This is a genomic window from Cryptosporangium arvum DSM 44712 (genome assembly GCF_000585375.1).
Classification (GTDB): Bacteria; Actinomycetota; Actinomycetes; order Mycobacteriales; family Cryptosporangiaceae; genus Cryptosporangium; species Cryptosporangium arvum.
Map to the genome: position 1 here is coordinate 8,798,050 of NZ_KK073874.1, position 20,912 is coordinate 8,818,961.

Genomic DNA, 20,912 nt, shown 5'->3' on the forward strand with positions numbered 1-20,912 from the left:
TGCCTGCGACCCGGCGCAGAAGCACGCCCAGTTGACGACCGCAAGGAGAACCCATGACCACCCACACCACGGACCGATCTTTCGTCCAGCCGATCGGACCTCCGCCGCCCTTCGACCCCGAGCTCGCGCCCGTCGTAGAAGTGCTGAGCAGCCTGCGCGCGCCCGACGCGTACCGCCCCGACAACATCGTCGAAATGCGCGCGCCCGTCCCCGGCGTGGAATCCCCGACCGACGAGAGCCTCACGCGCGGCGGCGCCTACGACGTCCGGCAACGGATGGTGCCAGGGCCCGACGGGGAACCGGACATCTCCCTGCTGATCTGCTTGCCGCAGCACACGGCAGCCCCGACCGCGGCCATCTATTACGCCCACGGCGGCGGCATGATCGTCGGAGACAACCGCTTCGGTCTGGTCGAGATGATCGACCTTGCCGAACCGCTGGGCATGGCCGTGGTGTCGGTCGAGTACCGGCTCGCACCCGAGACACCTCATCCAGGTCCCGTCGCGGACTGCTACGCCGGCCTGGTGTGGATGTCGGCTCACGCCGCCGAGCTCAACATCGACCCTCAGCGCATCGTCGTCGCCGGTGCCAGCGCCGGCGGCGGCCTCGCTGCGGGGGTCACCCTGATGGCACGTGACTCCAACGGCCCGGCCGTTTTCGCTCAGCTACTCCAGTCCCCGATGCTCGACGACCGCAACGACACACCCTCCGCCCGGCAGCTGCAAGGCCTCGGCATCTGGGACCGCTCCTCGAACGAGACCGGATGGAACGCGCTGCTCGGCGACGGTGTGCGCGGAGGACCCGACGTGTCTCCGTACGCCGCGCCATCCCGCACCGCGGATCTTTCCGGACTTCCGCCCACCTTCATCGACGTCGGCACGGCCGAAACGTTCCGAGACGAGGACGTCGACTTCGCAAGCCGCATCTGGCTGGCCGGCGGCCGCGTCGAGCTGCACGTCTGGCCCGGCGGGTTTCACGGGTTCGACGTCGTGGCCCCCCAGGCGGCAATCTCCCAGGACGCCATCGCCGCCCGGGCGTCATGGCTGCGCCGCCAGATGAACACCTAGCATCGACGCCAGACGTGGTCGCCCCGAGTCATCGAAAACATGGGCGACCACTTGGGGATCGAACCCCGGCCTCACCGCTGACCTGCGCCGCGTCAGACATGGTCAGAGGGTTCGTCATCTTGCGGGGTGGGCCGCCTGGGGATCGAACCCAGAACCCGCGGATTAAAAGTCCGCTGCTCTGCCAGTTGAGCTAACGGCCCGGCACAGGCGCAGCCGACCCTCCCGGCCGCGTCCCCCAGAAGTGTCTCAGACCCGAACGCCGACGGCGACAGACATCCCCCAGACCACGCTCCGTCGCGGCATCCAATGGTTCAGAGGTGCCGAGTTTCTGACAGAAACGGGCGTTGCCGCCCATCGTCGTTCACAGTGCTCATCTGGGCATACGGCACTAAAGCGTCGCCCGGGCACAGTTCGACGGTGACAGGCAGGGATCATGAAGCGACGTTCGAGGACCACACTGCTCGCCGCGGGCGCGGCCTTGGCGCTCGTCTCGACGCTCGGCGTGAGCGCCGGCCCGTCGTACGCGTCGTTACCCAGCAGTGGGGTGGTCGCGACGTCGCGGCCCACACCGAAGCCACTGCTGCACCCGACGTCGACGCCCTACCGTCACACCGGCCGGTCCGCGATTGCGCTCACCTTCGACGACGGGCCCGACCCGACCTGGACCCCCCAGGTGCTCGCCCTCCTACGCAAGTACCACGTCAAAGCGACGTTCTGCCTGATCGGCGTCAACGTGAAGGCGCACCCGGACCTCGTCCGGAAGATCGCGGCCGACGGGCACACGCTGTGCAACCACACGATGCGGCACGACCTGCACCTGAAGTCGAAGTCGCGATCCGCGATCGACGCCGACCTGCGGGCCACCAGCAGGCTCATCACCAGGGCGAGCGGCGGCGTGCGGCCCACCTACTTCCGCGCGCCCGGTGGCAACTGGGCCGGCGTGATCGTCTCGGTGGCCCGCAAGCAAGGCATGGCGTCGCTCGGATGGACCGTGGATCCACGCGACTGGGCGAAGCCGCCGTCCAGCTCGATCGTGGCGCGAGTGCGTGCCGGTGAGGCCCCCGGTGTGATCGTGCTCATGCACGACGGAGGCGGTGATCGGTCCCGAACCGTGGCCGCATGCAAGGTCCTGCTGCCCGAACTCACCGCCAAGTACCGCCTCACCCGACTCTGACCTGCGCTTTCACATTCGGTGGGGGGCGCTTTTGCCACCTGGCCTCGTTGTCGCATATGCTGATCTCGCTCCCGACGCGGACGGGGTGGGTGCGCCGCCCGGCGGACATGTGTGACAACATGAACGCCGTTCGGGTTGCACGCCCTCATCGTCTAGTGGCCCAGGACGCCGCCCTTTCAAGGCGGTAGCACGGGTTCGAATCCCGTTGGGGGCACGGCAAGACTTGGTCTTACCCACCAGGTCCCGTGGAGCAGTTCGGAGTGCTCGCCGCCCTGTCAAGGCGGAGGTCGCGGGTTCAAATCCCGTCGGGACCGCTCTAGCTGCCGCGCTTCGGCGCGGCAGCGGAGTGGCGTCTTTAGTCGCCGCATTCGGCCAGGTAGCTCAGTTGGTACGAGCGTCCGCCTGAAAAGCGGAAGGTCGGCGGTTCGACCCCGCCCCTGGCCACCACCATCACCACCAGGCATCTTCGCCACTCAGCGAAGGTGCCTTTTGTTTTGCCCACGCGTAATCCGCTTCCCAGCCGGCGGCCGGCGTGCGAGAGTGGGCCCGGCGTCCACGACCCGGAAGGAGGTGCGGCGATGATCACATCCATTGTTTCCGCGCCTCTCGTGGTCGGCTGAACGACGCCCTCGCGGCCACGGATGGCGCGCTGTCTTGCGAAGGACATCGCATGAGCGTCCGAGTTCGGCACATCACTATCGACTGTGCCAATCCCTACGAGCTGGCTCAGTTCTGGTCGGCTCTCACCGGTTACGGCGAGCACCCCGAGAACGGCAATCACCCGGACGACCCGGAGGCGCTTCTCGTCGCGCCCGACGGTGGCCCGGACCTGCTGTTCGTCCCGGTGCCCGAGCCCAAGACGGTGAAGAACCGGTTCCATCTGGATCTGCAGCCCACCAGCCGCACCCGCGACGAGGAGGCTCAGCGGGTTCTGGCGTTGGGTGCGACGCTCGTCGCCGATCACCGGCGCACCGACGGCACCGGCTGGGTCACGCTGGCTGATCCGGAGGGCAACGAGTTCTGCATCGAACGCAGCGCGGCCGAACGCAGCGCGGCTGAGACCGGCTGATCCGAGGTGACGAGCCGCCCACTCCGCGCCCCGGAGTGGGCGGCGCTCCGCGGGCGAAAAAACGTCGGTGGTCACCGCTACGGTGCCACCGACGAAGCCAGGGGAGGCGACGGATGTTCGAGAACGACCACGACCGGGTCCCGACCGGTCGTGACGAGAACACCGAGGAGGTGGCCTCCGCGTTGCACGGCGCGGTGGCCCTGCTCCAGTCCTTGCACGCCGATGAGGCGTCGATGCCCGGGGCGGTCGCGTCCTGGGCCGCGGTGTACGGCACCGCGACCGTAGAACCCGATCTCGACGATCTGCAGCGCGAGTTCCGCGTGCGGCGTCCACGCACGATCCCGGACGCGTTCATGGCCGGCGCGGTAGCGATGGGTGATGCGATAAGCGCACCGACGTCCGACCTGGTCAGCCAGCAGCTGGCCGCTCACGTGAAGATCGAGAACGAGCTGTTGAAACGGCTGGCCCAGGCCACCGACCGTCCCGTTCACGACGTGCTGACCTACCTGGAGGAGTGGGCCACGATCGAGACCGCCGAGCCGCGCTAGCGGTCAGCGAGCAGGCGGCAGCACGCCGAGCAGCAGGGCGGCGAAGTCGTCGGGGCGGGAGAGACGTCCCGCCCCGAACTCGCGGCGTGAAGGCCTCCCGCCTCAGACTCGCGGCGCGAGACTCCTCCCGCCCCGAACTCGAGGCGAGACGGGCCTCCCGCCCCGAACCGACGACCCTCTAAGCGTGCGCCGCCCGCTCGCGCTGCACCACGGCCGGAATCGCGGGTGCCCACTCAGGCCGCGGGCACGTCGCGCCACGCGGCGACCGCACGGACCGACCGCACGGACCGACCGCACGGGCCGGCCAAATGGGCCGGCCGTACGGACCGGCCAAATGGGCCGACCGTACGGACCGGCCGGACGGCACCCTCGGCAGACTGTCGTACCCACCCGAAATACTGTTCGCCATGGAGAGACCCACAGGTCAGACGAAAGACGTCGGATGGGAGATCGGAGTCTCCCGCACGATCCCGCACGGCTCGGCGGAGGTGTGGGCCTTCCTCACCTCGCCCGAGGGCGCCGCTCTATGGGTCGGCCCCGGCGTGGTCCTCGAACCCACCAAAGGCGCGAAATACGTCGCGGAGAACGGCACCAGCGGCGAGGTGCGCAGCTTCCGCCCCGGTGACCGGGTCCGCCTCACCTGGCGGCCGAACACCTGGTCGCACGACAGCATCGTCCAGCTCGTCGTACGCCCGGCGGCCACCGGCACGTCCGTGCGTTTCCACCAGGAGCACCTGGCCGACGCCGACGAACGCGAGCAGCAACGCAACCACTGGCGCGACGTCCTCGGCACGATCACCGCCGCGCTCGCCCAGCACTGAGTAGCCTCATTCCTATCAAGAAACTAGGATTAGGCATCCCCGTCGCCGACACCGGAAGGGCCCCGATGAGCCTGACCTTCCACTGGTTCCTCCCGACCATGGGCGACAGCCGCAACCTCGTCGCCGGTGGTCACGGTGTCGACCTCGGGCGCGCGGCCGGGGACAGGCCGGCGTCGCTGGGCTATCTCACGCAGATCACCCGCGCCGCCGAGCAGCTCGGGTTCGTGGGTGCGCTGACGCCCACCGGCGCCTGGTGCGACGACGCCTGGCTCACCACGGCGATGCTGGCGGGGGCGTCCGAGCGGCTGAAGTTCCTGGTCGCCTTCCGGCCGGCTCTGCTCTCCCCCACCCTCGCCGCGCAGATGGCGACGACGTACCAGCGGCACTCCGGCAACCGCCTCCTGCTCAACGTCGTCACCGGCGGGGAGAGCAAGGAGCAGCGGCTCTACGGCGACTTCCTCGACAAGGACGCACGCTACGAGCGCACCGACGAGTTCCTCGAGGTCGTCACGCGGCTCTGGCGGGGCGAGACGCTGAGCCTGGACGGGCGGCACCTCCAAGTCGAGGACGCCCGGCTCAACCGGCTCCCCGACCCGGTACCCGACGTGTACTTCGGTGGCTCGTCACCGGCGGCCGGCCTGGTCGCCGCCAAATACGCCGACACCTACCTGACCTGGGGCGAGAAGCCCGAACAGGTCGCGGAGAAGATCAACTGGGTCAAGGGCCTGGCCGCGGCCCGCAACCGGACCCTGCGGTACGGCATCCGGCTCCACGTCATCAGCCGCGACACCTCCGAAGACGCCTGGGCGGAGGCCGCCCGGCTGCTCCGGGGCCTCGATCCGGAGACGATCCAGCGCGTCCAGCAGGGGCTGGCCCGGAGCGAGTCCGAAGGCCAGCGTCGGATGGCCGAGTTGCACGACCGCGGTCGCGCCGGCACGGCCCTGCGTGACCTGGAGATCGCGCCGAACCTGTGGGCGGGGGTCGGCCTGGTCCGGGGCGGGGCGGGCACCGCGCTCGTCGGTAGCCACACCGAGGTCGCCGACCGGATCGTCGAGCTCCACGAGCTCGGCATCGACGAGTTCGTGCTGTCGGGCTACCCGCACCTGGAGGAGGCGTACTGGTTCGCCGAGGGCGTGCTGCCGCTACTCCGCCGTCGGGGCCTCTGGGAGCATCCCGACGCCGCCTCGCTCGACACCACCCAGGTGGACGTGCCGTTCGCCGGCACCGCCGGTCGCGCACTGGCACCGGCACCTCACTGAAGCGATACTCAGCGCCACAGATCGACCGTCAGACGCACAGCCGCGGCCCGGACTCCACGTTCTGTCGGACCCCAGCGGTAAAGTTCGCCGACGCCGTCACCAGCACCGGAGAGTAGCTCGATGTCCACCACTCCACTCGAGGTCCTGGTCGTCGACGACGACGCGGGCGACGTCCTGATGATCGAGGAGGCGCTGAGCGCCAACGACGTCCCCAGCAACCTGCACGTGGTGTCCGACGGCGTCGAAGCCGTGGCGTTCCTCCGGAAAGAGCCGCCGCACGCCGACGCCCCGCGCCCCCAGCTGATCCTGCTCGACCTGAACATGCCCCGCATGGACGGGCGGGAGGTGCTCGCCGAGGTCAAGGGCGACGAGAACCTGCGTTCGATCCCGGTTGTGGTGCTCACGACGTCGGCGCTCGACGAAGACGTGATCCGCAGCTACGAGCTGCGCGCCAACGCGTTCGTCACCAAGCCGGTGGATCTGGACCAGTTCACGTCGATCGTGCAGCAGATCGAGACGTTCTACGGTCGGACGGTTCGTCTCCCGCGGTAATCGCGTCCAGGCGGGCCGCGGTCTCGGCCCGATGCTGATCGGCTCGCTCGAGGGTGCGTTCGGAGCCGGCCAAGGTTCGCTCGGCGTCGGCCAAGCGTTGTTCGGCTTCGGCCAGCACCGCGGCGGCCTCTTCCCGCGCGTGGCGCGCGACGTCGCGGCGGCGCCGCGCTCCGTCGCGCTCCGCCCGTGCGACCGCCACCGCCTGCTCGGCCACCACGTGCGCCCCCACCGCCGCCCTCTCCCGCTCCCCCGGGTCGTCCGCACGAGCCTCTGCCCCCACCCCACCCCGGCCGCCGGACGCACGCCCAGTGGATGACGACCCGGTGGACGAAAACCCTGTGGATGACGACCCTGTGGATGAAGAACCGGCGGCCGAAGACCCTGTGGACGAAGCCTCCGGCAGCGGACCGAACCCGACGTACGACTCCCCCCGCACCAGCCGACCCGACAACACCCGGCGAGCCACCGCCGCGTCGGCCACCGCCGCGTTCAACGTCGCCTCGAGATCAGCGACCACGCCCGGCTCCAGCCCGACCACCTCCGCACGCGGTGGCACCGACTGCGCCGCCAACCGGGCCGCCACCCCCACCAACGCAGTCACCCGGCGCCGCTTTTCCGCCGATAAAACCCGTATCGTCGCCGCGTCACCCCGGCGCTGAGCGTCGGCCAACTCCCCTCCGAGGTCCACCAACGCCTGGACCTCGGCCCGATACCCACCCACCAGCAGGTTGACGCACCACGCCGCGACGGTCGGCCGGCGCAGCAGCTTCAGGCGCCCGGCGAGCGCCGCCCGCTTCTCCCCTTTGAGCTCCGCGATCCGGACATCGCGGGCGGTCGTGAACTGGGCCGGCGGCAGCGCGTAGAGCGCGATCGCCTCCTGCTCGTAGTCCATGGACTCGCCTCCCGATCGAACGCACCGCGTTCATCGGAGCACAGGCGGTTAGTTATCCACAGGTCCTTCCACAGATTTGACCCAGGACTCCAGCAGCGCGGCGAGCGCCTCCTCGGGGGCGAACTCGTCGTCCCCACCCCGGGCCAGCCGGTCGATGAGCAGCCCGTCGCCGAACGCGAGCAGCTGCCGGGCGTGGAGAACCGGCTGCGGCGAGCCGACCGCCGCCAGCCAGTCCGCGGACCATGTCCACAGCCGTTCGCTCCACTCCAGGAGCGGCACCCGCAGCGACTCGTGGTGCGCGGCCTCCAGGAAGATCGCGTGCCGCGCCAGCGTCAGCAGTCGTGCCGGCCCAGCCAGCTGACGCAGCATCGCGCCGAACCGGCCGGCCAACTCGTCGACCGACACCGGCCGCGGCTGCCCGGCCAAGGCTACGAACGCCGCGGTTTCGCGTTCGAACAAGTAGCCCAGGATCCCGGCGAGCAACGCCTCCCGGGTGCGGAAGTAGTTGGAGGTCGTCCCGGCCGGCAGGGCGCCCTCCGAGTCCACGGCGCGATGGGTCAACGCCCGGGTGCCCTGACCGCCGAGGACCCGCACGGCCGCATCCAGCACCTGTGCACGACGTCCGACCACATCGAGACCCTAGCACTACATCCGTAGTAACCTGCCGACCATGGGTACTGCAGCTGTAGTAGGCGCCGGGATCGGCGGGCTCGCCGCCGCGATCGCTCTCCGCCGGGAGGGCTGGGACGTCACCGTGTTCGAGCGCTGGCCACACGTGGTCGACCTGGGCACGGCGATCGGGCTGTGGCCGGACGCCCAGCGAGCACTCGACCGGCTGAACATCGGCGACCGGATCCGAGAGGTCGGTGTCCCCTACCGAAGCGGCACGGTTCGCAGCAAGTCCGGCCGGACGATCGCCGCCCTGCCGCTCCGCCGGATCGAAAAGAGCGGTGGCGCACCGGTGCTGATGGTCCCGCGCACGACCCTGATCAGAACCCTGGCCGACGCCATCCCCGCCGACATCATCCACACCGGCATCGCCGTGACCGCCCCAGCCGCTCCGCGCCCGGGAGACGGCCCGGCCGCTCCGCGCCCGGAACACGACCCCGACGCCCTGCGCCGGGACTACGACCTGGTCGTCGGCGCCGACGGATATCGCAGCGCGGTGCGAGCCGCCTACTTCCCCGGCGTCCACACCCGCTACCTCGGCCTGATCACCGCCCGCGCGGTCGTCGACGGCGAGTTCGGACCGGCCGGAGAGATCTGGGCCCGCGGTGCGCTTGTCGGGGTCACGCCGGTCGAGCGCGGCCGGACGAACCTCTACGTCGCCCTCCGCGCCCCCGAAGGCACCCGGCCGACGATCGCCGACCTGCGCGAACGCTTCGCCGGCTACCCGGACCCGATCCCCGCCGTGCTCACCGCGGCGACCGACGACGACCTGCTGTGCCACGACCTCCAGGACCTCGCGCCCAGGCCGCGCACCTACGTCCACGGGAACGTCGCGCTGATCGGGGACGCCGCCCACGCGATGGCACCGTCACTGGGCCAGGGAGCATGCCAGGCGTTGATCGACGCCGACTGCCTGGCCGCACACGGCCCGGAGCGCTACGACCGGATGCGCCGGGCGTCCACCCAGCGGCTGGCCCGGGCGTCCTACCTGCTCAGCCGGGTGCAGACCTAGGACGCGTGGGTGTGGTGCGTCCAGTTCTCCCCGTCGTACCAGCGCAGCCCCGGCTGCCCGTACGGATCGGGGTACCAGCCGGCCTCGTACTCCGACGACGCGGCCGACGAGGAGCCCGCGGCCGGGGCGGAGCCGCCCACGGCGTCGGGCTTCGTGTCCTCGATGAGCGCGTCCACCTCGGTGTGGGTCAGGTCGAGCAGCTTGCCGACCGCAACCAGGTCGTCGCGCTCCTCGTCGGTGACCTGCTTGTCGGCCCACGCGGTCGCGGCGAGCGTGCGTACGTACTGGCGGTGGGCGTCGTTCTGCTCGGCCTCGAAGATCGCCAGCGCACCGGCCAGGTCCTTGAGGTGGATCGCCTCGGTGAACGAGAGCACCCGATCGGACACCGCGTTGTCCAACGCGCCCAGGTACGCGCTGACCGGCCCGGACTCCTCCGGCGACCGCGGCGCCTCCTCCACCACCTCGGCGACGAACTCGCTGTCGACCTCGGGGTTGGGAGCCTTCACGTCGGCGTCGGACGCGCCCGACAGGCCCGCGTACGCCGCCGCCATCCGCGCCATCTCGGGGCTGACGATCGCGGTCTGCTCCGGGTCGGGAGCCTCCCACTCCTCCTCGGCGCGCGGCGCCATCTGGAAGTCCTGCATCGGGATGCGCGGCCAGGACATCCGGCGCGCCCGCTCGATGTACTGCACCCAGGGCGAGGGCAGCGTCGGACGCTGAGCGAGGAACGTCCCGAACAGGCCGCCCGCGGCGCGCGCGTTCGTCAACGCCGAGCGCGGTCCCTCGAGCGGGACGCCGGCGGCCGCGCAGCACTGCTCGAGCGTGCGACCCGGCAGCGAGGGCAGGTAACGGGGCGCGTTCGTCATCGTGCAGATCGCCGGTACGTGCGGCATCTCGATCCCGGCGCGCCGGAACTCCTCGTCGAGGAAGGCCGAGGTGAACAGCAGGTTGTGCCCGACGAGCACTTTGCCTTTCAGCCACTCGACCAGCCAGCCGGCGAGCTCGTCGAAGCGAGGAGCGTCGAGGACGTCCTCGTTGCGGATGCCGTGGCCGTCCGCCGGGCCGATGTCCACACCCGGGTTGACGAGCGTGGCGGCTTCACCCATCGAGTTGCCGCGCTCGTCGAGCACCACGACGGCCAGCTCGACGACACGGTGTTCCTTGGGGCTCAACCCGGTGGTCTCGGCGTCGATGACGACCCACGTCGGGGCCCCGGCTTCAGTCGTCACGTCCATCGCGTCGAGCTTAGGCCACCCACCCCCGACCCCCGCCAGCACTGCGCCCGAAACGTTAGATCAGGCGCATCTGGCGGGCGGCCGGGCGGCGGGACTCTTCGGACGTGCCGGTGCGGTCCAGGAGGCCCTCGTCCACCGGGGCGAGGAACGGGGTGAGCGTCGCCGGCGCCGACTTGCCGCGCCGCGTCACCGTCCGCGGCGCCGACAGGAACAACCGTCGCTGCGCCCGCGTCACCCCGACGAAGAACAGCCGCCGCTCCTCGGCCAGGCGCTCGTCGACCGAGGCCTCACCCGGGAACACGAGCGGCACCACACCGTCCACGCACCCCACGATGAACACCACCGGGAACTCCAGCCCCTTGGCCGCGTGCAGCGTCAGCAACGACACCGCGTCCGCCCGCGGGTCCAGCGCGTCCACCTCGGCCCCGGTGGCGACGTACGCAAGGAACCCGTCGAGGTCGTCCTCGAACGACGAGGCCACCGGGCGGAGCAACTCCACCGCCGCCCACACGTCCGACGCCCGGAGCGAGGAATCGTCGGAGAACAGGTCCGGCTCCGCGGCCCGCGAGGCCAGCGCGGACCCCGCCGCCTGCAGCCGGGCAGGCACCGGGCCGGGCAGCAGCGCCATCTCGCGCAACATCGACGGCACCGCCGGCCGGTCCGCGAGCCGGTCGACACCGCGCTTCTGGAACGGCAGCCCCGCCGACGTGAACGCCGACTGCAACGCCCGCGACTGCGCCGCCGACCGGTAGAGCACGGCGACGTCGCCGAAGTCGTAGTGCTCCTCGACCTCGTCACCGTCCACCCGGCCCGAGTCCAGCGAGTGGAACGACGAGCCGCCCACCAGCGAGTCGACGGTCGCCGCGACCCAGCCGGCCTCGGACACCTCGGTCGGGACCGCATGCACCGCGATCCGCGCCGCGCCCAGGTCGCGTCGCTCCGCCGACAGACCTCGCCCCGGCACCAGCGTGCCCGGCCGCACGACCTGCACCGCGGTCGCCACGATCGGCGGCGCCGACCGGTAGTTCCGGGTCAGCGTCACGGTCGTCGCCGCCGGGAAGTCGTCGGCGAACCGCAGGAAGAAGCCGACCTCGGCGCCCCGGAACGAGTAGATCGACTGGTCCGGGTCACCGATCGCGAACAGGTTCCCGTCGGACGGCACCAACTCGCGCAGCAACGCGTACTGGGACGCGTCCACGTCCTGGTACTCGTCCACGAGCACGTGCGACCACCGCGACCGGTACCCGGCGGCGAACGGCACGGCCAGCGGCACGAGCTCGTCCAGCTCCAGCAGACCCCGTGCACGCAGCCGTTTGCGATAGCCCTCGCTGAGCGCGTCCGGCACCGCCGAACCCGGCGCCAGGTCCAGCTCGGCCAGCACCGCGGAAACGTCGGCCTCGTCCGCCACCGACGGCGGCGCGTCGAAGCCCAGCTCGGCGAAGTGCTCGCGACAGATCGTCAGCGCCAACGCGTGGAACGTCGCGACGAACGGGGAACCCGACCCGGACGGCAGCAACGAATCGAGCCGCGACGCCAGCTCACCCGCCGCTCGCCGGGTGAACGTGATCGCGAGGCACGACTCCGCCGCCACCCCCCGCTCCGCCACCAGGTACGCCACCCGGTGCGTGAGCGTCCGCGTCTTGCCGGTGCCCGGCCCCGCCACCACGATCAGCGGCCCGTCCGACGCACCCGCGGCCGCACGCTGCTCCGGGTCGAGCCCTTCGAGCACACCCCAGTCCGGCACTTCGAACGGCAAAATGTCTACGCCGGCATGGTCACCCGCCGCCGGCTCGTCCGCGCGGTCACCCGGTGCCCCGCCGTACGAGGCTCCTCCGTGCGTGGCGAGCCCCGTCACATCCTGCTCGCCCCGCGCGGTGGCGCGCGCTCCCCCGGCCGCAGCTCCCCCGGCTGCGGCTCCCCCGGCTGCGGCTCCGCCGCGTGGTGCCGGGATCGCCGCGGTCTCGACCAACGCCGCCGGATCCGCGGTCCGGCCCACCGCGGAGCTGCCCTTACCCCGGGCGGTGGCGCGCCCGCGCGCGGTGGCCGCGGCGGGGATCGGCCCGGTGCCGTTCAGTGCCGCGGCCGCGCCGGCCGGTGCGGACCCGCTCACGGCGGGCACGGCCGTTCCGGGGGCTTCGGTGTTCGCCGCCCGCTGCACCTGGGCCGCGGTGGTTCGCCGCGTGGCGTGGTCATCCTGGGAAGGCAGATCGAAGAGCGCGGACGTGCCGGCAGACGCCTTCAGTTCGGACGGCTCGAAGAGCCGGATCACGCCGTACTCGCCGTCGTAACCGGACCGGCGGATCACCTCGCCGCGGCGCAGGCGGGCGATCGCCTCACCGAGCCGCTCGCCGCCGACCGCGGCGACCTGGTCGACCGGCACCTCGGTGAGGATGCCGAGCTCGGCGCCGAGCGCCGCGACCAGACCGTCGATCTCGCGGGTCACGGTCTTGCTGCGCGGACCGACCGAGTTGATCTCCCCGACGATCTCGGGCAGCGGGACGAGGTTGCGGAAGTTGGCCTTGCCGGGCGGGCGGTCACCGTCGGCGCGATCGGCCAGGGCTTCGACCCGCGACAACACCCCGACCGTGACCGGTTTGCCGCAGACCTCGCACTTCCCGCCGGCGGCGATCGTCTCGGCCGGCTGCCAGCTCAGGTTGCAGGCCCGGTGTCCGTCCGCGTGGTACTTGCCCTCTTCCGGGAAGAACTCGATCGACCCGGCGTAGCCGTCACCCGTGCGGAGCGCCTCTTTCACCGCGAAGTAGTCCAGCTCGCAGTCGTAGCTGTGCGCCTCCCGGGCCAGCGCCGGTGGCGAGTGCGCGTCGGAGTTGCTGACCAGCGTGTAGCGGTCCAGTGAGGACACCCGCCAGTTCATCGCCGGGTCGGAGCTCAAGCCGGTCTCCACCGCGAAGACGTGGTCGGCCAGGTCGGCGTAGCAGTCGGCGATCGCGTCGAAGCCCGACTTGGAACCCAGCGCCGCGAACCAGGGCGTCCAGATGTGCGCGGGGACCAGGTACCCGTCCGGGCTGGCCTCGAGCGTGATCTCGAGCAGGTCACGCGAGTCCAGGCCGAGGATCGGACGGCCGTCGGAGGCGATGTTGCCGATCTTCGCGAGCTTGGCGTTGAAGCGGGCGACCGCGTCCAGGTCCGGCAGGTAGACGAGGTGGTGCACCTTGCGCGTCTTGTCGTCGCGCTTGTAGATCGTCGAGATCTCGACGCTGAGCATGAACCGGACCGTGCTCGCCGCGACGATCCCCGGAAGCGTGCGGTCGACGGACCGGGCCAGGTCGTCGTTCAGCCGGTACAGGCCCGGCTCGGCCTCGACGAGCGTCTCGTGCAGGTGCGCGTTCCACGCCGGGTGGGTGAAGTCGCCGGTGCCGACGAGGGTCAGGCCCTTGCGCTTGGCGAACCAGGTCAGGTGCTCGAGATCGCAGTCACGACTGCAGGCGCGGCTGTACTTCGAGTGGATGTGCAGATCCGCGTGGAACTGGGGGCGCGGCATCCCGCGATCCTCCCACGAGCCACAGTGGCCTCATTGCCCCGCCACGCCGCGATGGGCGGGCCCGCCGAGAACCGCCAGGGGCGGCTCTCGGGGTCCGCTCAGAAGATCACGCGAAGCAGCAGCGCGCCCAGGATGATCAGGGCGATGAGGCCGCCGATGCGGAGGAGTTCTCGGCGCAGGGCGGCTTTGCGGGCGGCCTCCGCGGCCCGTTCCATCGCGCGCGCCCGGCCCGCGCGCCGGGCCTCGTGCAGCCCCGACACCTCGGCCGACAGCTTCTTGTCGAGGTCGGCCAACCCCTCCAGCAGCGGCTCGGGAGCGTCGTAGGAGATCGTCGGTGCGGCGGACGGGTCGGGCACCAGGATGTGGGCCGCGACCAGCCGCGCCTCCGAGTTGGCAAGCGTCCGCTTCGCGTAGACCTGCCACTCCTCGCACCGGGCGAGCGCCAACTCCTGCGCGGACTTCGCTCGCATGATCGCCGCCTCCTCGTCGGCCTTCGCCGTGCGGCGGCGTTCGTCGACCAGGTTCGGCAGGCTGGCCAGGTGTTTCACGGACTCGAGGTAGTCGATCCACTCCCCGTCCGGCGACGGCTGCGTCATCATCCACCTCCAGCGGGCAGACCGAACGGCACCACCGGCACCGGCCGGCCACCGTGCGAGAGATCGCAGAACAGCCCCCGGTGCATCTGCGGCTGGTACCGCAGGTAAGGCCCCAGCACGCCCTGCACGTCGGCCTCCGGCGCACGCAGGAACACGTATCCGCCGACCAGCGGCGCGAACTCGTACCCGACGTGCTCACTGAACACACGCAGGCTGTTCCACCAGCCGATCAGGTGGACGTCGACGAGCGGACCCTCCCGCACGAGCGTGCGCAGCGCGTCGGTGGGGGCGCCGCCCTGGTCGTCGTCGTAGAGGTCCAGCCGCGCCGCCCGGTGCAGGCCGATGCCGAGCACGTAGATCGGCCGACGCTCCGCCAGCAGCCCGGCGGAGTGCTTGCCGCCGACCGCGATGCGCTCGTCGACGATGCTCGCCAGCTCGGCGAGCCCCGCACCGACCGAACCGCCGGTGTGCACGGTGACACCGTGGTCGTACGCCCCGGCGGCTTCGGCGAGCAGCGCGGTCTCGGGTGAGCCCAGGTCCCCGCCGACCGCGTCGAGCAGCACGAACTCGGCGCCGCCACGCACGTGTTGGGCCGCCAGCGACCACACCACCGCGCCGAGCGTGCCGAACGCGTCGTCCCGGCCGTCGCCGACCACCGCGAGCGTGCGCCCCGGGTCGGCGGTCAGCCCGAACGCGACCGGCGCCGGATCGACGTCGACCGGCAGGCCGAGCAGCGCGAACTTCGTGTCGTCGCCGGGTGGCGCGTCGCTGAGCACCCGCTGCAGCGCCTGCGTGAGCAGGTTCGGGTCGGAGGGGCGCGCGGCGTAGAACACCCGCGGCGCCGCCGGCCGGCCCGCCTTCTCCCAGAGGTCGTGACGCAGATCGTCGAGCAGGTGCTCGTCGGCGTACGCGACCACACCCCGTCGGTTGTGCGTCGGGTCGCCGTACTCGCGGTTGAACACGATCTCGCCGCGGAAACGCAGCTGAGCGGCCTCGGTGTTCTGCCGCCCGAGCACGGCCTCGGACTCGCTGGCCTCGGTCTTGAGCGACAGTCGCCACGGGAACTGGCCGAAGATCGACCGTTCCTTGGTCACCAAGGTCTCGATGCCGCTCAGCGTCTGCGAGGCCAGCACCAGGTGGACGCCGACCGCCCGCCCGCGCCGGGCCAGCGTCTCCAGGATGACGATCGACGCGCGCGCGATGTCGTCGTCCTCGGCGACGAGCACCTGGAACTCGTCGATGACCAGCAGCAACCGCGGCACGGTCTCGGTGGGGCGCAGAGTGCGATAGGTGGCCAGGTCATTGGCACCGGCCAGCCGGAACTGTTCCGCGCGGCGGCGGAACTCGTTGTCCAGGTGCCGCAGCGTGGCCAGGCCGAACGCGCGGTCGCCCTCCAGGCCGAGCACCCGTGCGTGCGGCAGGTGCCAGGGACGCCCCGGACGCGGGCCGAGCCGGTCGAACTCGAGCCCGTCCTTGAAGTCGAGCAGGTACATCGCGACCTCGTCGGGCGAGTACGAGGCGGCGATCGAGTGCAGGAGCACCAGCAGCAGGTTCGACTTGCCCTGCCCGGACGCGCCACCGATCAGGACGTTCGGCAGCGACGGGTCGGAGCCGCGCAGCTCGAGCTCCACGGTGTCCAGGCCGGCCCGGCCGATCTTCGCGGTCATGCCGCGGATCGCGTCCTCGGTCCAGATCTTGTCCCGCTCGGGCAGGAGCGCCTGGAAGTCGACGACCGGCGCGGCACCGCGGCGGGCGCCCTCGGCGATCCGCGCGGAGACCTTCTCGACCAGCTCGCGCGGCGGCGGCTGGTCGGGCCGCACCGTCACGGCCGGCAGCGCGCTCACCGTGATCGCGGAGTTGCGGCCGCGCGCGATGTTCAGGTGACGCAGCAGATCCTGCGCGTTGACGCCGTCGTCGGCCTCCGCCCGTGGATCGTGGTGGACGATCAGCGACACGCCCCGGCGCGGGCCACCCTCGGCGAGCCGGATCAGCTCGGTCTGGGCGCGGCTGTCCACTCCGTACGGGTAGTCGCAGACCACCAGCAGCCGATAGGGCTCCGGTTGCACGCCGGTGGCCTCGGTCAGCGCGGCCAGGTCGGGGACGCCGTGCGCACCGGCCAGTTCGGCCACCCGCATCACCGCCGAGCGCAGCAGCGTCAGCCGGGAGAGCAGTTCGTTCGGCGTCGCCAGCGGGTCGGCGAGCAGGTCGTTGCCGGCCTTGCGCAGCGCGGCGAACGGGCTCGTGACGCCCCGGATGCGCGGGTCGTAGGTGACGATCTCCAGGCGGCCGGGCGGAACGGACGCGAGCGCACGCAGGAGCAGCGTATTTATCGTCTGGAGCGGCCAGTCCTTGTCGTCGCCCTCGGCGATCAGCCCGATCGACGCGACGTCGAGCAGCGGGACGAGCGCGGGCAGGTGCTCGGGGTTCGCGTTGCCGCTGCTGGGCGACGCTCCGGGCACCGAAAGCGAGCCGATGCGGATGTAGCGGGCCGGGTTGCTGCCCAGCCAGTCGTCCGAGCGCCAGCCGACGTCGTTCCAGTCGGCCGCGGCGGCGAACGGCGCCACCCGGCCGGCCCGGTCGAGCAGGGTGTCGCGGGCGTGGACGTACGCGGCCTCGGCGTCGGCCCCGGCGCTCTGGATCGCGCGGTGGGTGCGGCGGGCCGCGTCCCGCTCGGCGATGTCGTAGGCGCCGGTGGCGGCGCTGCGCCCGGCGTCGGCGGCCGCGAGCACCGCGTCGACGGTGCCCCGCAGGCGCAGGAACGTCGTGCGGATCTGGCGTTCCTCGTCGGGCAGCACCTCGGCCCCGTCGTCTCCCCCACCCGGGGAAGACGCGCCGAGCGGGGAGGCGCCGGGCGGCCGGACCCGGGGGTTCTCGCTGGGTTCACGGCGTGCCTTGGACCAACGTCCACCGGCCCGGCGCGTTCCCGGACCACCCCGACGGCTCTGTCCGCCGCCGGCTTGGTTGGCACCGTCCGGCGGTGGAACACCCGGGCCGCCGGTTTGGTTCGTGCGGGGAGGCATCATCCGACGCGTCGTCTCCTGGGTCTCCGGGGTCCAGCCGGCGCTACAGGGTGCTCGCGAACTTCTTGCCCTCGGAGGCCGCGTGCTGCAAGGCGGCCGAGGCCTCCTCCAGCTTCTTCTCCGCGGCCTGCAGGGCAGCCACCATGTTCTGGTCGGTGCGCCGGGCGGAGCCGCCGATCGTCCCCTGAACCGCGGGAATGACGTCGGAGAAGTTCTGTTTCATCGCCAGGAGTTGCTGGGCCGTCCGTGTTGCCTTATCGGACAACCCGGAGAGCCGCTGTCGCAACTGGACGAGATTCGACTGGCTCGACACCGAACTGGTTCCTCACTTTCAGTGCCCTGGGGTGAACCCCCCGTGAAGTAGGGTAGCCGCTCACTCGCGGGGTCAACCCTGTCCGCTTCGCGTTCCGCACCGTGGGACGCATCACGACGACGACCGAGAGTAACTACCGGCCCGCGCCGGTCGTCAGCCGACCTCCAGGCTCCGGAGCGCGGCACGCATCCGGTGGATGTCCGCGGCGTCCAGATTGGCCTGCCGGTCGATTTCGAACTCGGCGATCTGCCTGTCGTTGTCGCCCGGTTCGGTCAGTGACACGTGGATGATTCCGTCCTCGTCGTACGAGATGACGATGTCGAACTCCACCGCGCCGAGCGCCTGCGGAATGGCCAGTCGGGCCGAGCCGACGACGGTCGCGAACCGGAGGTCCGTGTCGTCGCCCTCGGTGACCACGAGTAACACTTCGCGCTGATTTTCCGCGAGCGTACGGAACCGCCGCCGCCCCTGGCACGGGATCGGGGTGTTGCGTGGGATGACGATCGAGTTCACCTGCTCGCCGCTCTCCCGGGCCCTGGCCACCACGCCGACGCCCTGGGAGGTCACGTCGTTGACCGTGACGGTCCGGCGTGGACGGCTCTCCGGGTGCCGCCTCGCGTTGGACAGCACGTCGGCCAGCACGGCGGCGCCGAGCGCGACCGCCTCGTCGGGGTGCACCGACCGGTCCGCTCGCACGCCGGTGACTTTCTCGACCATCGTGGTGACCATCGGCATCCGGGTCGACCCGCCCACCATGAGGACGCTGCCCAGCCGGCCGAAGCCGATCCCGGCCTCCTCCATGACCTCCTGGACGATCTCCTCGGTGCGGCGCAGCAGCGGCCGCGTGAGGGCCTCGAAGGTCGGCCTGGTCACCGTCACCATGTGGTCGCCGCCGTCGACCTCCATGCTGATCTTGGCCTCGGGCAGCGTGGAGAGCTGCCGCTTGGCCTGCTCGCAGTGCTCCCGCAGGACGGCCTCGGTCTCGCCGTCGTCGAGGCCGGGCGAGAGCAGCCACAGCCCGGTGGCCTTCTGCATCAGCTCGGAGACGTGGATCATCAGCGCGTTGTCGAAGTCGAACCCGCCGAGGTTGCGGTCGCCCGCGGTGGCCAGCACGTCGAAACGGCCGTGCCCCATCCGCATCACCGTGCAGTCGAACGTGCCGCCGCCCAGGTCGTAGACGAGCAGCGTCTCTTCGCGGTCGGCGTTGTAGCCGAACGCCAGCGCGGCCGCGGTGGGCTCGTTGAGCACCCGGAGGACGTCGAGCCCGGCGATCTCGCCGGCGTCGGCGGTGGCTTTGCGGCGGGCGTCGTCGAAGTAGGCCGGCACCGTGATCACGGCTTCCGACGCCGGCTCGCCCAGCGCCGCCGATGCGTCCTCGGCCACTCGCTTGAGAATCATCGCGCTGATCTGCTCGGCGCTGAACTCCTCGCCGCTCGCGGTCGGGAACCGCCAGGTGGGATCGCCCATGTAGCGCTTCACGAACTCGACGCAGTCGGTGGGGGCCGCGGTGACCGACCGGCGCGCGGCCATGCCGACGACCGGTTTGTCGTCCCGGAAGCAGACGACCGACGGCGTGGTGGAGTGCCCCTCCCGGTTGTGCAGGATGTACGGCTCCCCGTTCTTCGCGACGCCGGCCGCCGCCGAGAACGTCGTCCCCAGGTCGATACCTATCGCACTCATGCCGGCTCCTCCCTCCGGTCGTCGCCAGCACGAGCGCCTGGCAGCTCTGCTGGCCGGACCTCGCGCGAGCGCTCGGTCATGGCGTGCCCCCGCTCCGCTTCCGCCGTGGCCTGCGCCGGTGTCCGCCCTCGGCGTCCTCGTCGGCACCCGAGGACGGATTGCCCGGCTCCAGCGCGAAGGAACCGCCTCCGGCCCGGCCTTCCGCTTTGCCGCCGCCCCGATCGCCGGGACCGCGGCCCACCCGGCGCGGCACCGTCTCGGCGATCAACGCGGCGTTGCGCTTGTAGACCGGCTCATAGCAGGTGTACAGCAGCGCACCGACGAACGTCAGCAGGACGATCAGGACGCCGACCGCGAACGACCGCTGGACGAGGTCCCCACCCTGGCTGGCCCGGTAGATGTTCGGGGCGCAGCAGCAGCCGGAGACCAGCAGCAGCCCCAGCCCGATCGGCCACCGCCAGTTGCGCCGGAACGCGTTGCGCGAGAACCGGCGGCGCTGAGCGCGGCGGGCGTACTCCTTCTGCTGCTCGAGGTCCTCGAGCACGGCCGGGTCGGCCGGCCGCACCGAGATACCCCGGTTGGCCAGCGCGAGCACGTAGTTGGCCTGGGCCTCGCTGGCGATGACCAGGCGCCCGTCGTCCAGTTCGTGCTGCGCCGCGACCGCGCGTTCGGCCAGCGACGTGCCCAGCGCGGTGCGGACGTCACCGTCGTCGGGGCGGGCGCGGTAGGCGTCCTCGGCCTCGCGGACGGCCTCGTCGACGCGACCGGCGCGCAGGAGCGCGGTGACGATCCGGACCCGGTAGTCGATCCGGCTCGGATCGAGCTCGGCCGCGGTGCGGTACGCGGCGACCGCGCGGTCGGGCCGGCCGCTGCGGTCGAGGATCCAGCCGCGTTCGGCGTGCAGGTGGGCCGACTCGGGTTCGAGCGCGAGCGCCCGCTCGATCGCGGCCTGGGCGGTCTCGGTGTCGTCGGAGCGAGCTGCCGCGTCGGCGAGCACCGACCAGGCGTACGCGTTCTGCGGGTCTTCGTCGACGGCCCTCCTGGCGGTGAAGATCGCCAGATCGGACTGACCGCTCTTCAGCTGCTCGACCGCCCGGACCAGCCACTCGCGAGCGGCCGGTGCGACGGGCGGCGGCCCGGGCCGGTCGCCGCTCGGCGGTGTCTCGGGCGGCTCGGTGGCCTCGGCGGCGTGCGGTGCGCTGGAGGCGCCGTGCGCGGACCGGGACGGCGGGCCGGCGAGCAGCGCCCGTTCGGCGGCGTCCAGCGCCTGCATCCAGCGCTCCGCCTCTTGGCGCGCGTCGATGTCGGGGGCGGTGGTGCGCCGGCGCCATTTGCGTCGCTCGGCGGTGATGCGCTGGCGGACCGCGGTTTCGTCGGCGTCGGGCTCGAGGCCGAGGAGCGCGTAGTAGTCGCCGTCCGGGGCGAGCGGACCCCCAGGGCTGCCCACTGCGCGACCTCCGCTGTTTCTTGCGCCTCCCGGGCGCGGCCGGTGGCGGTCACGCTCGT

Annotated in this window: 17 protein-coding genes and 4 tRNA genes; 11 read left to right on the forward strand and 10 right to left on the reverse strand. The window is 71.6% G+C overall.

What is annotated here, in order from left to right; translation table 11 throughout:
* Positions 1-53 precede the first annotated feature (53 nt).
* A complete protein-coding gene (locus tag CRYAR_RS40160) occupies positions 54-1,067 on the forward strand; it encodes an alpha/beta hydrolase (RefSeq protein WP_035858664.1) in 1,014 nt (337 codons plus the stop codon).
* Positions 1,068-1,194: 127 nt separating this feature from the next.
* Here the strand turns inward: CRYAR_RS40160 and CRYAR_RS40165 are convergent.
* Positions 1,195-1,267: transfer RNA gene (locus CRYAR_RS40165), tRNA-Lys, on the reverse strand.
* A 233-nt stretch (positions 1,268-1,500) separates the two neighbouring features.
* Here CRYAR_RS40165 and CRYAR_RS40170 point away from each other — a divergent pair.
* The 9 genes from CRYAR_RS40170 (at position 1,501) to CRYAR_RS40210 (ending at position 6,490) form a co-directional block, all read left to right on the forward strand.
* On the forward strand, positions 1,501-2,241 hold the full coding sequence (locus CRYAR_RS40170) for a polysaccharide deacetylase family protein (RefSeq protein ID WP_035858666.1): 741 nt from the start codon (positions 1,501-1,503) through the stop codon (positions 2,239-2,241).
* 141 nt (positions 2,242-2,382) lie between these two features.
* Positions 2,383-2,455: transfer RNA gene (locus tag CRYAR_RS40175), tRNA-Glu, on the forward strand.
* Positions 2,456-2,480: 25 nt separating this feature from the next.
* Positions 2,481-2,555, forward strand: a tRNA-Asp gene (locus CRYAR_RS40180).
* Positions 2,556-2,611: 56 nt separating this feature from the next.
* Positions 2,612-2,688, forward strand: a tRNA-Phe gene (locus CRYAR_RS40185).
* A gap of 223 nt (positions 2,689-2,911) precedes the next feature.
* Positions 2,912-3,310: a VOC family protein gene (locus tag CRYAR_RS40190; RefSeq protein WP_035858668.1), complete on the forward strand. Its 399-nt coding sequence runs from the start codon at positions 2,912-2,914 to the stop codon at positions 3,308-3,310.
* 113 nt (positions 3,311-3,423) lie between these two features.
* A complete protein-coding gene (locus CRYAR_RS40195; RefSeq protein ID WP_035858670.1) occupies positions 3,424-3,858 on the forward strand; it encodes a hypothetical protein in 435 nt (144 codons plus the stop codon).
* Between the two features lie 407 nt (positions 3,859-4,265).
* On the forward strand, positions 4,266-4,679 hold the full coding sequence (locus CRYAR_RS40200) for an SRPBCC family protein (RefSeq protein ID WP_035869841.1): 414 nt from the start codon (positions 4,266-4,268) through the stop codon (positions 4,677-4,679).
* 65 nt (positions 4,680-4,744) lie between these two features.
* The gene (locus CRYAR_RS40205) at positions 4,745-5,938 is read left to right on the forward strand and encodes an LLM class flavin-dependent oxidoreductase (RefSeq protein WP_051571661.1); all 1,194 of its coding nucleotides are present in this window, start codon (positions 4,745-4,747) and stop codon (positions 5,936-5,938) included.
* 120 nt (positions 5,939-6,058) lie between these two features.
* On the forward strand, positions 6,059-6,490 hold the full coding sequence (locus tag CRYAR_RS40210; protein ID WP_035858672.1) for a response regulator: 432 nt from the start codon (positions 6,059-6,061) through the stop codon (positions 6,488-6,490).
* Here CRYAR_RS40210 and CRYAR_RS40215 read toward each other — a convergent pair.
* Positions 6,429-7,382: a hypothetical protein gene (locus tag CRYAR_RS40215; RefSeq protein WP_035858673.1), complete on the reverse strand. Its 954-nt coding sequence runs from the start codon at positions 7,380-7,382 to the stop codon at positions 6,429-6,431. The genes CRYAR_RS40210 and CRYAR_RS40215 overlap by 62 nt on opposite strands.
* A gap of 48 nt (positions 7,383-7,430) precedes the next feature.
* Positions 7,431-8,012, reverse strand: a complete 582-nt coding sequence (locus CRYAR_RS40220; RefSeq protein ID WP_035858675.1) for a TetR/AcrR family transcriptional regulator — start codon at positions 8,010-8,012, stop codon at positions 7,431-7,433.
* Positions 8,013-8,052: 40 nt separating this feature from the next.
* Between CRYAR_RS40220 and CRYAR_RS40225 the strand changes: the two genes are divergently transcribed.
* Complete coding sequence (locus CRYAR_RS40225) at positions 8,053-9,063, forward strand: FAD-dependent monooxygenase (protein ID WP_035869845.1); 1,011 nt, start codon at positions 8,053-8,055, stop codon at positions 9,061-9,063.
* Here CRYAR_RS40225 and CRYAR_RS49325 read toward each other — a convergent pair.
* From CRYAR_RS49325 to CRYAR_RS40260, 7 genes are all read right to left on the reverse strand, one after another.
* The gene (locus CRYAR_RS49325; RefSeq protein WP_051571665.1) at positions 9,060-10,298 is read right to left on the reverse strand and encodes an exonuclease domain-containing protein; all 1,239 of its coding nucleotides are present in this window, start codon (positions 10,296-10,298) and stop codon (positions 9,060-9,062) included. The two genes, CRYAR_RS40225 and CRYAR_RS49325, sit on opposite strands and share 4 nt — an antisense overlap.
* Positions 10,299-10,353: 55 nt before the next feature.
* On the reverse strand, positions 10,354-13,797 hold the full coding sequence (locus CRYAR_RS40235) for a UvrD-helicase domain-containing protein (RefSeq protein WP_035858678.1): 3,444 nt from the start codon (positions 13,795-13,797) through the stop codon (positions 10,354-10,356).
* Positions 13,798-13,895: 98 nt separating this feature from the next.
* Positions 13,896-14,393 (reverse strand): hypothetical protein, encoded by a 498-nt coding sequence (locus CRYAR_RS40240; protein ID WP_035858679.1) that lies wholly within the window; start codon positions 14,391-14,393, stop codon positions 13,896-13,898.
* Entirely contained in the window at positions 14,393-17,188 is a 2,796-nt protein-coding gene (locus CRYAR_RS50470) for an FtsK/SpoIIIE domain-containing protein (protein WP_035858681.1), read from the reverse strand. Before CRYAR_RS50470 ends, CRYAR_RS40240 begins: the two co-directional genes overlap by 1 nt.
* A 268-nt stretch (positions 17,189-17,456) precedes the next feature.
* The gene (locus CRYAR_RS40250) at positions 17,457-17,726 is read right to left on the reverse strand and encodes a hypothetical protein (protein WP_035858684.1); all 270 of its coding nucleotides are present in this window, start codon (positions 17,724-17,726) and stop codon (positions 17,457-17,459) included.
* 153 nt (positions 17,727-17,879) lie between these two features.
* Complete coding sequence (locus tag CRYAR_RS40255; protein WP_035858686.1) at positions 17,880-19,406, reverse strand: Hsp70 family protein; 1,527 nt, start codon at positions 19,404-19,406, stop codon at positions 17,880-17,882.
* Positions 19,407-19,482: 76 nt separating this feature from the next.
* Positions 19,483-20,853, reverse strand: coding sequence for a tetratricopeptide repeat protein (locus tag CRYAR_RS40260; RefSeq protein WP_035858688.1), 1,371 nt, complete (start codon positions 20,851-20,853; stop codon positions 19,483-19,485).
* Positions 20,854-20,912: the final 59 nt, after the last annotated feature.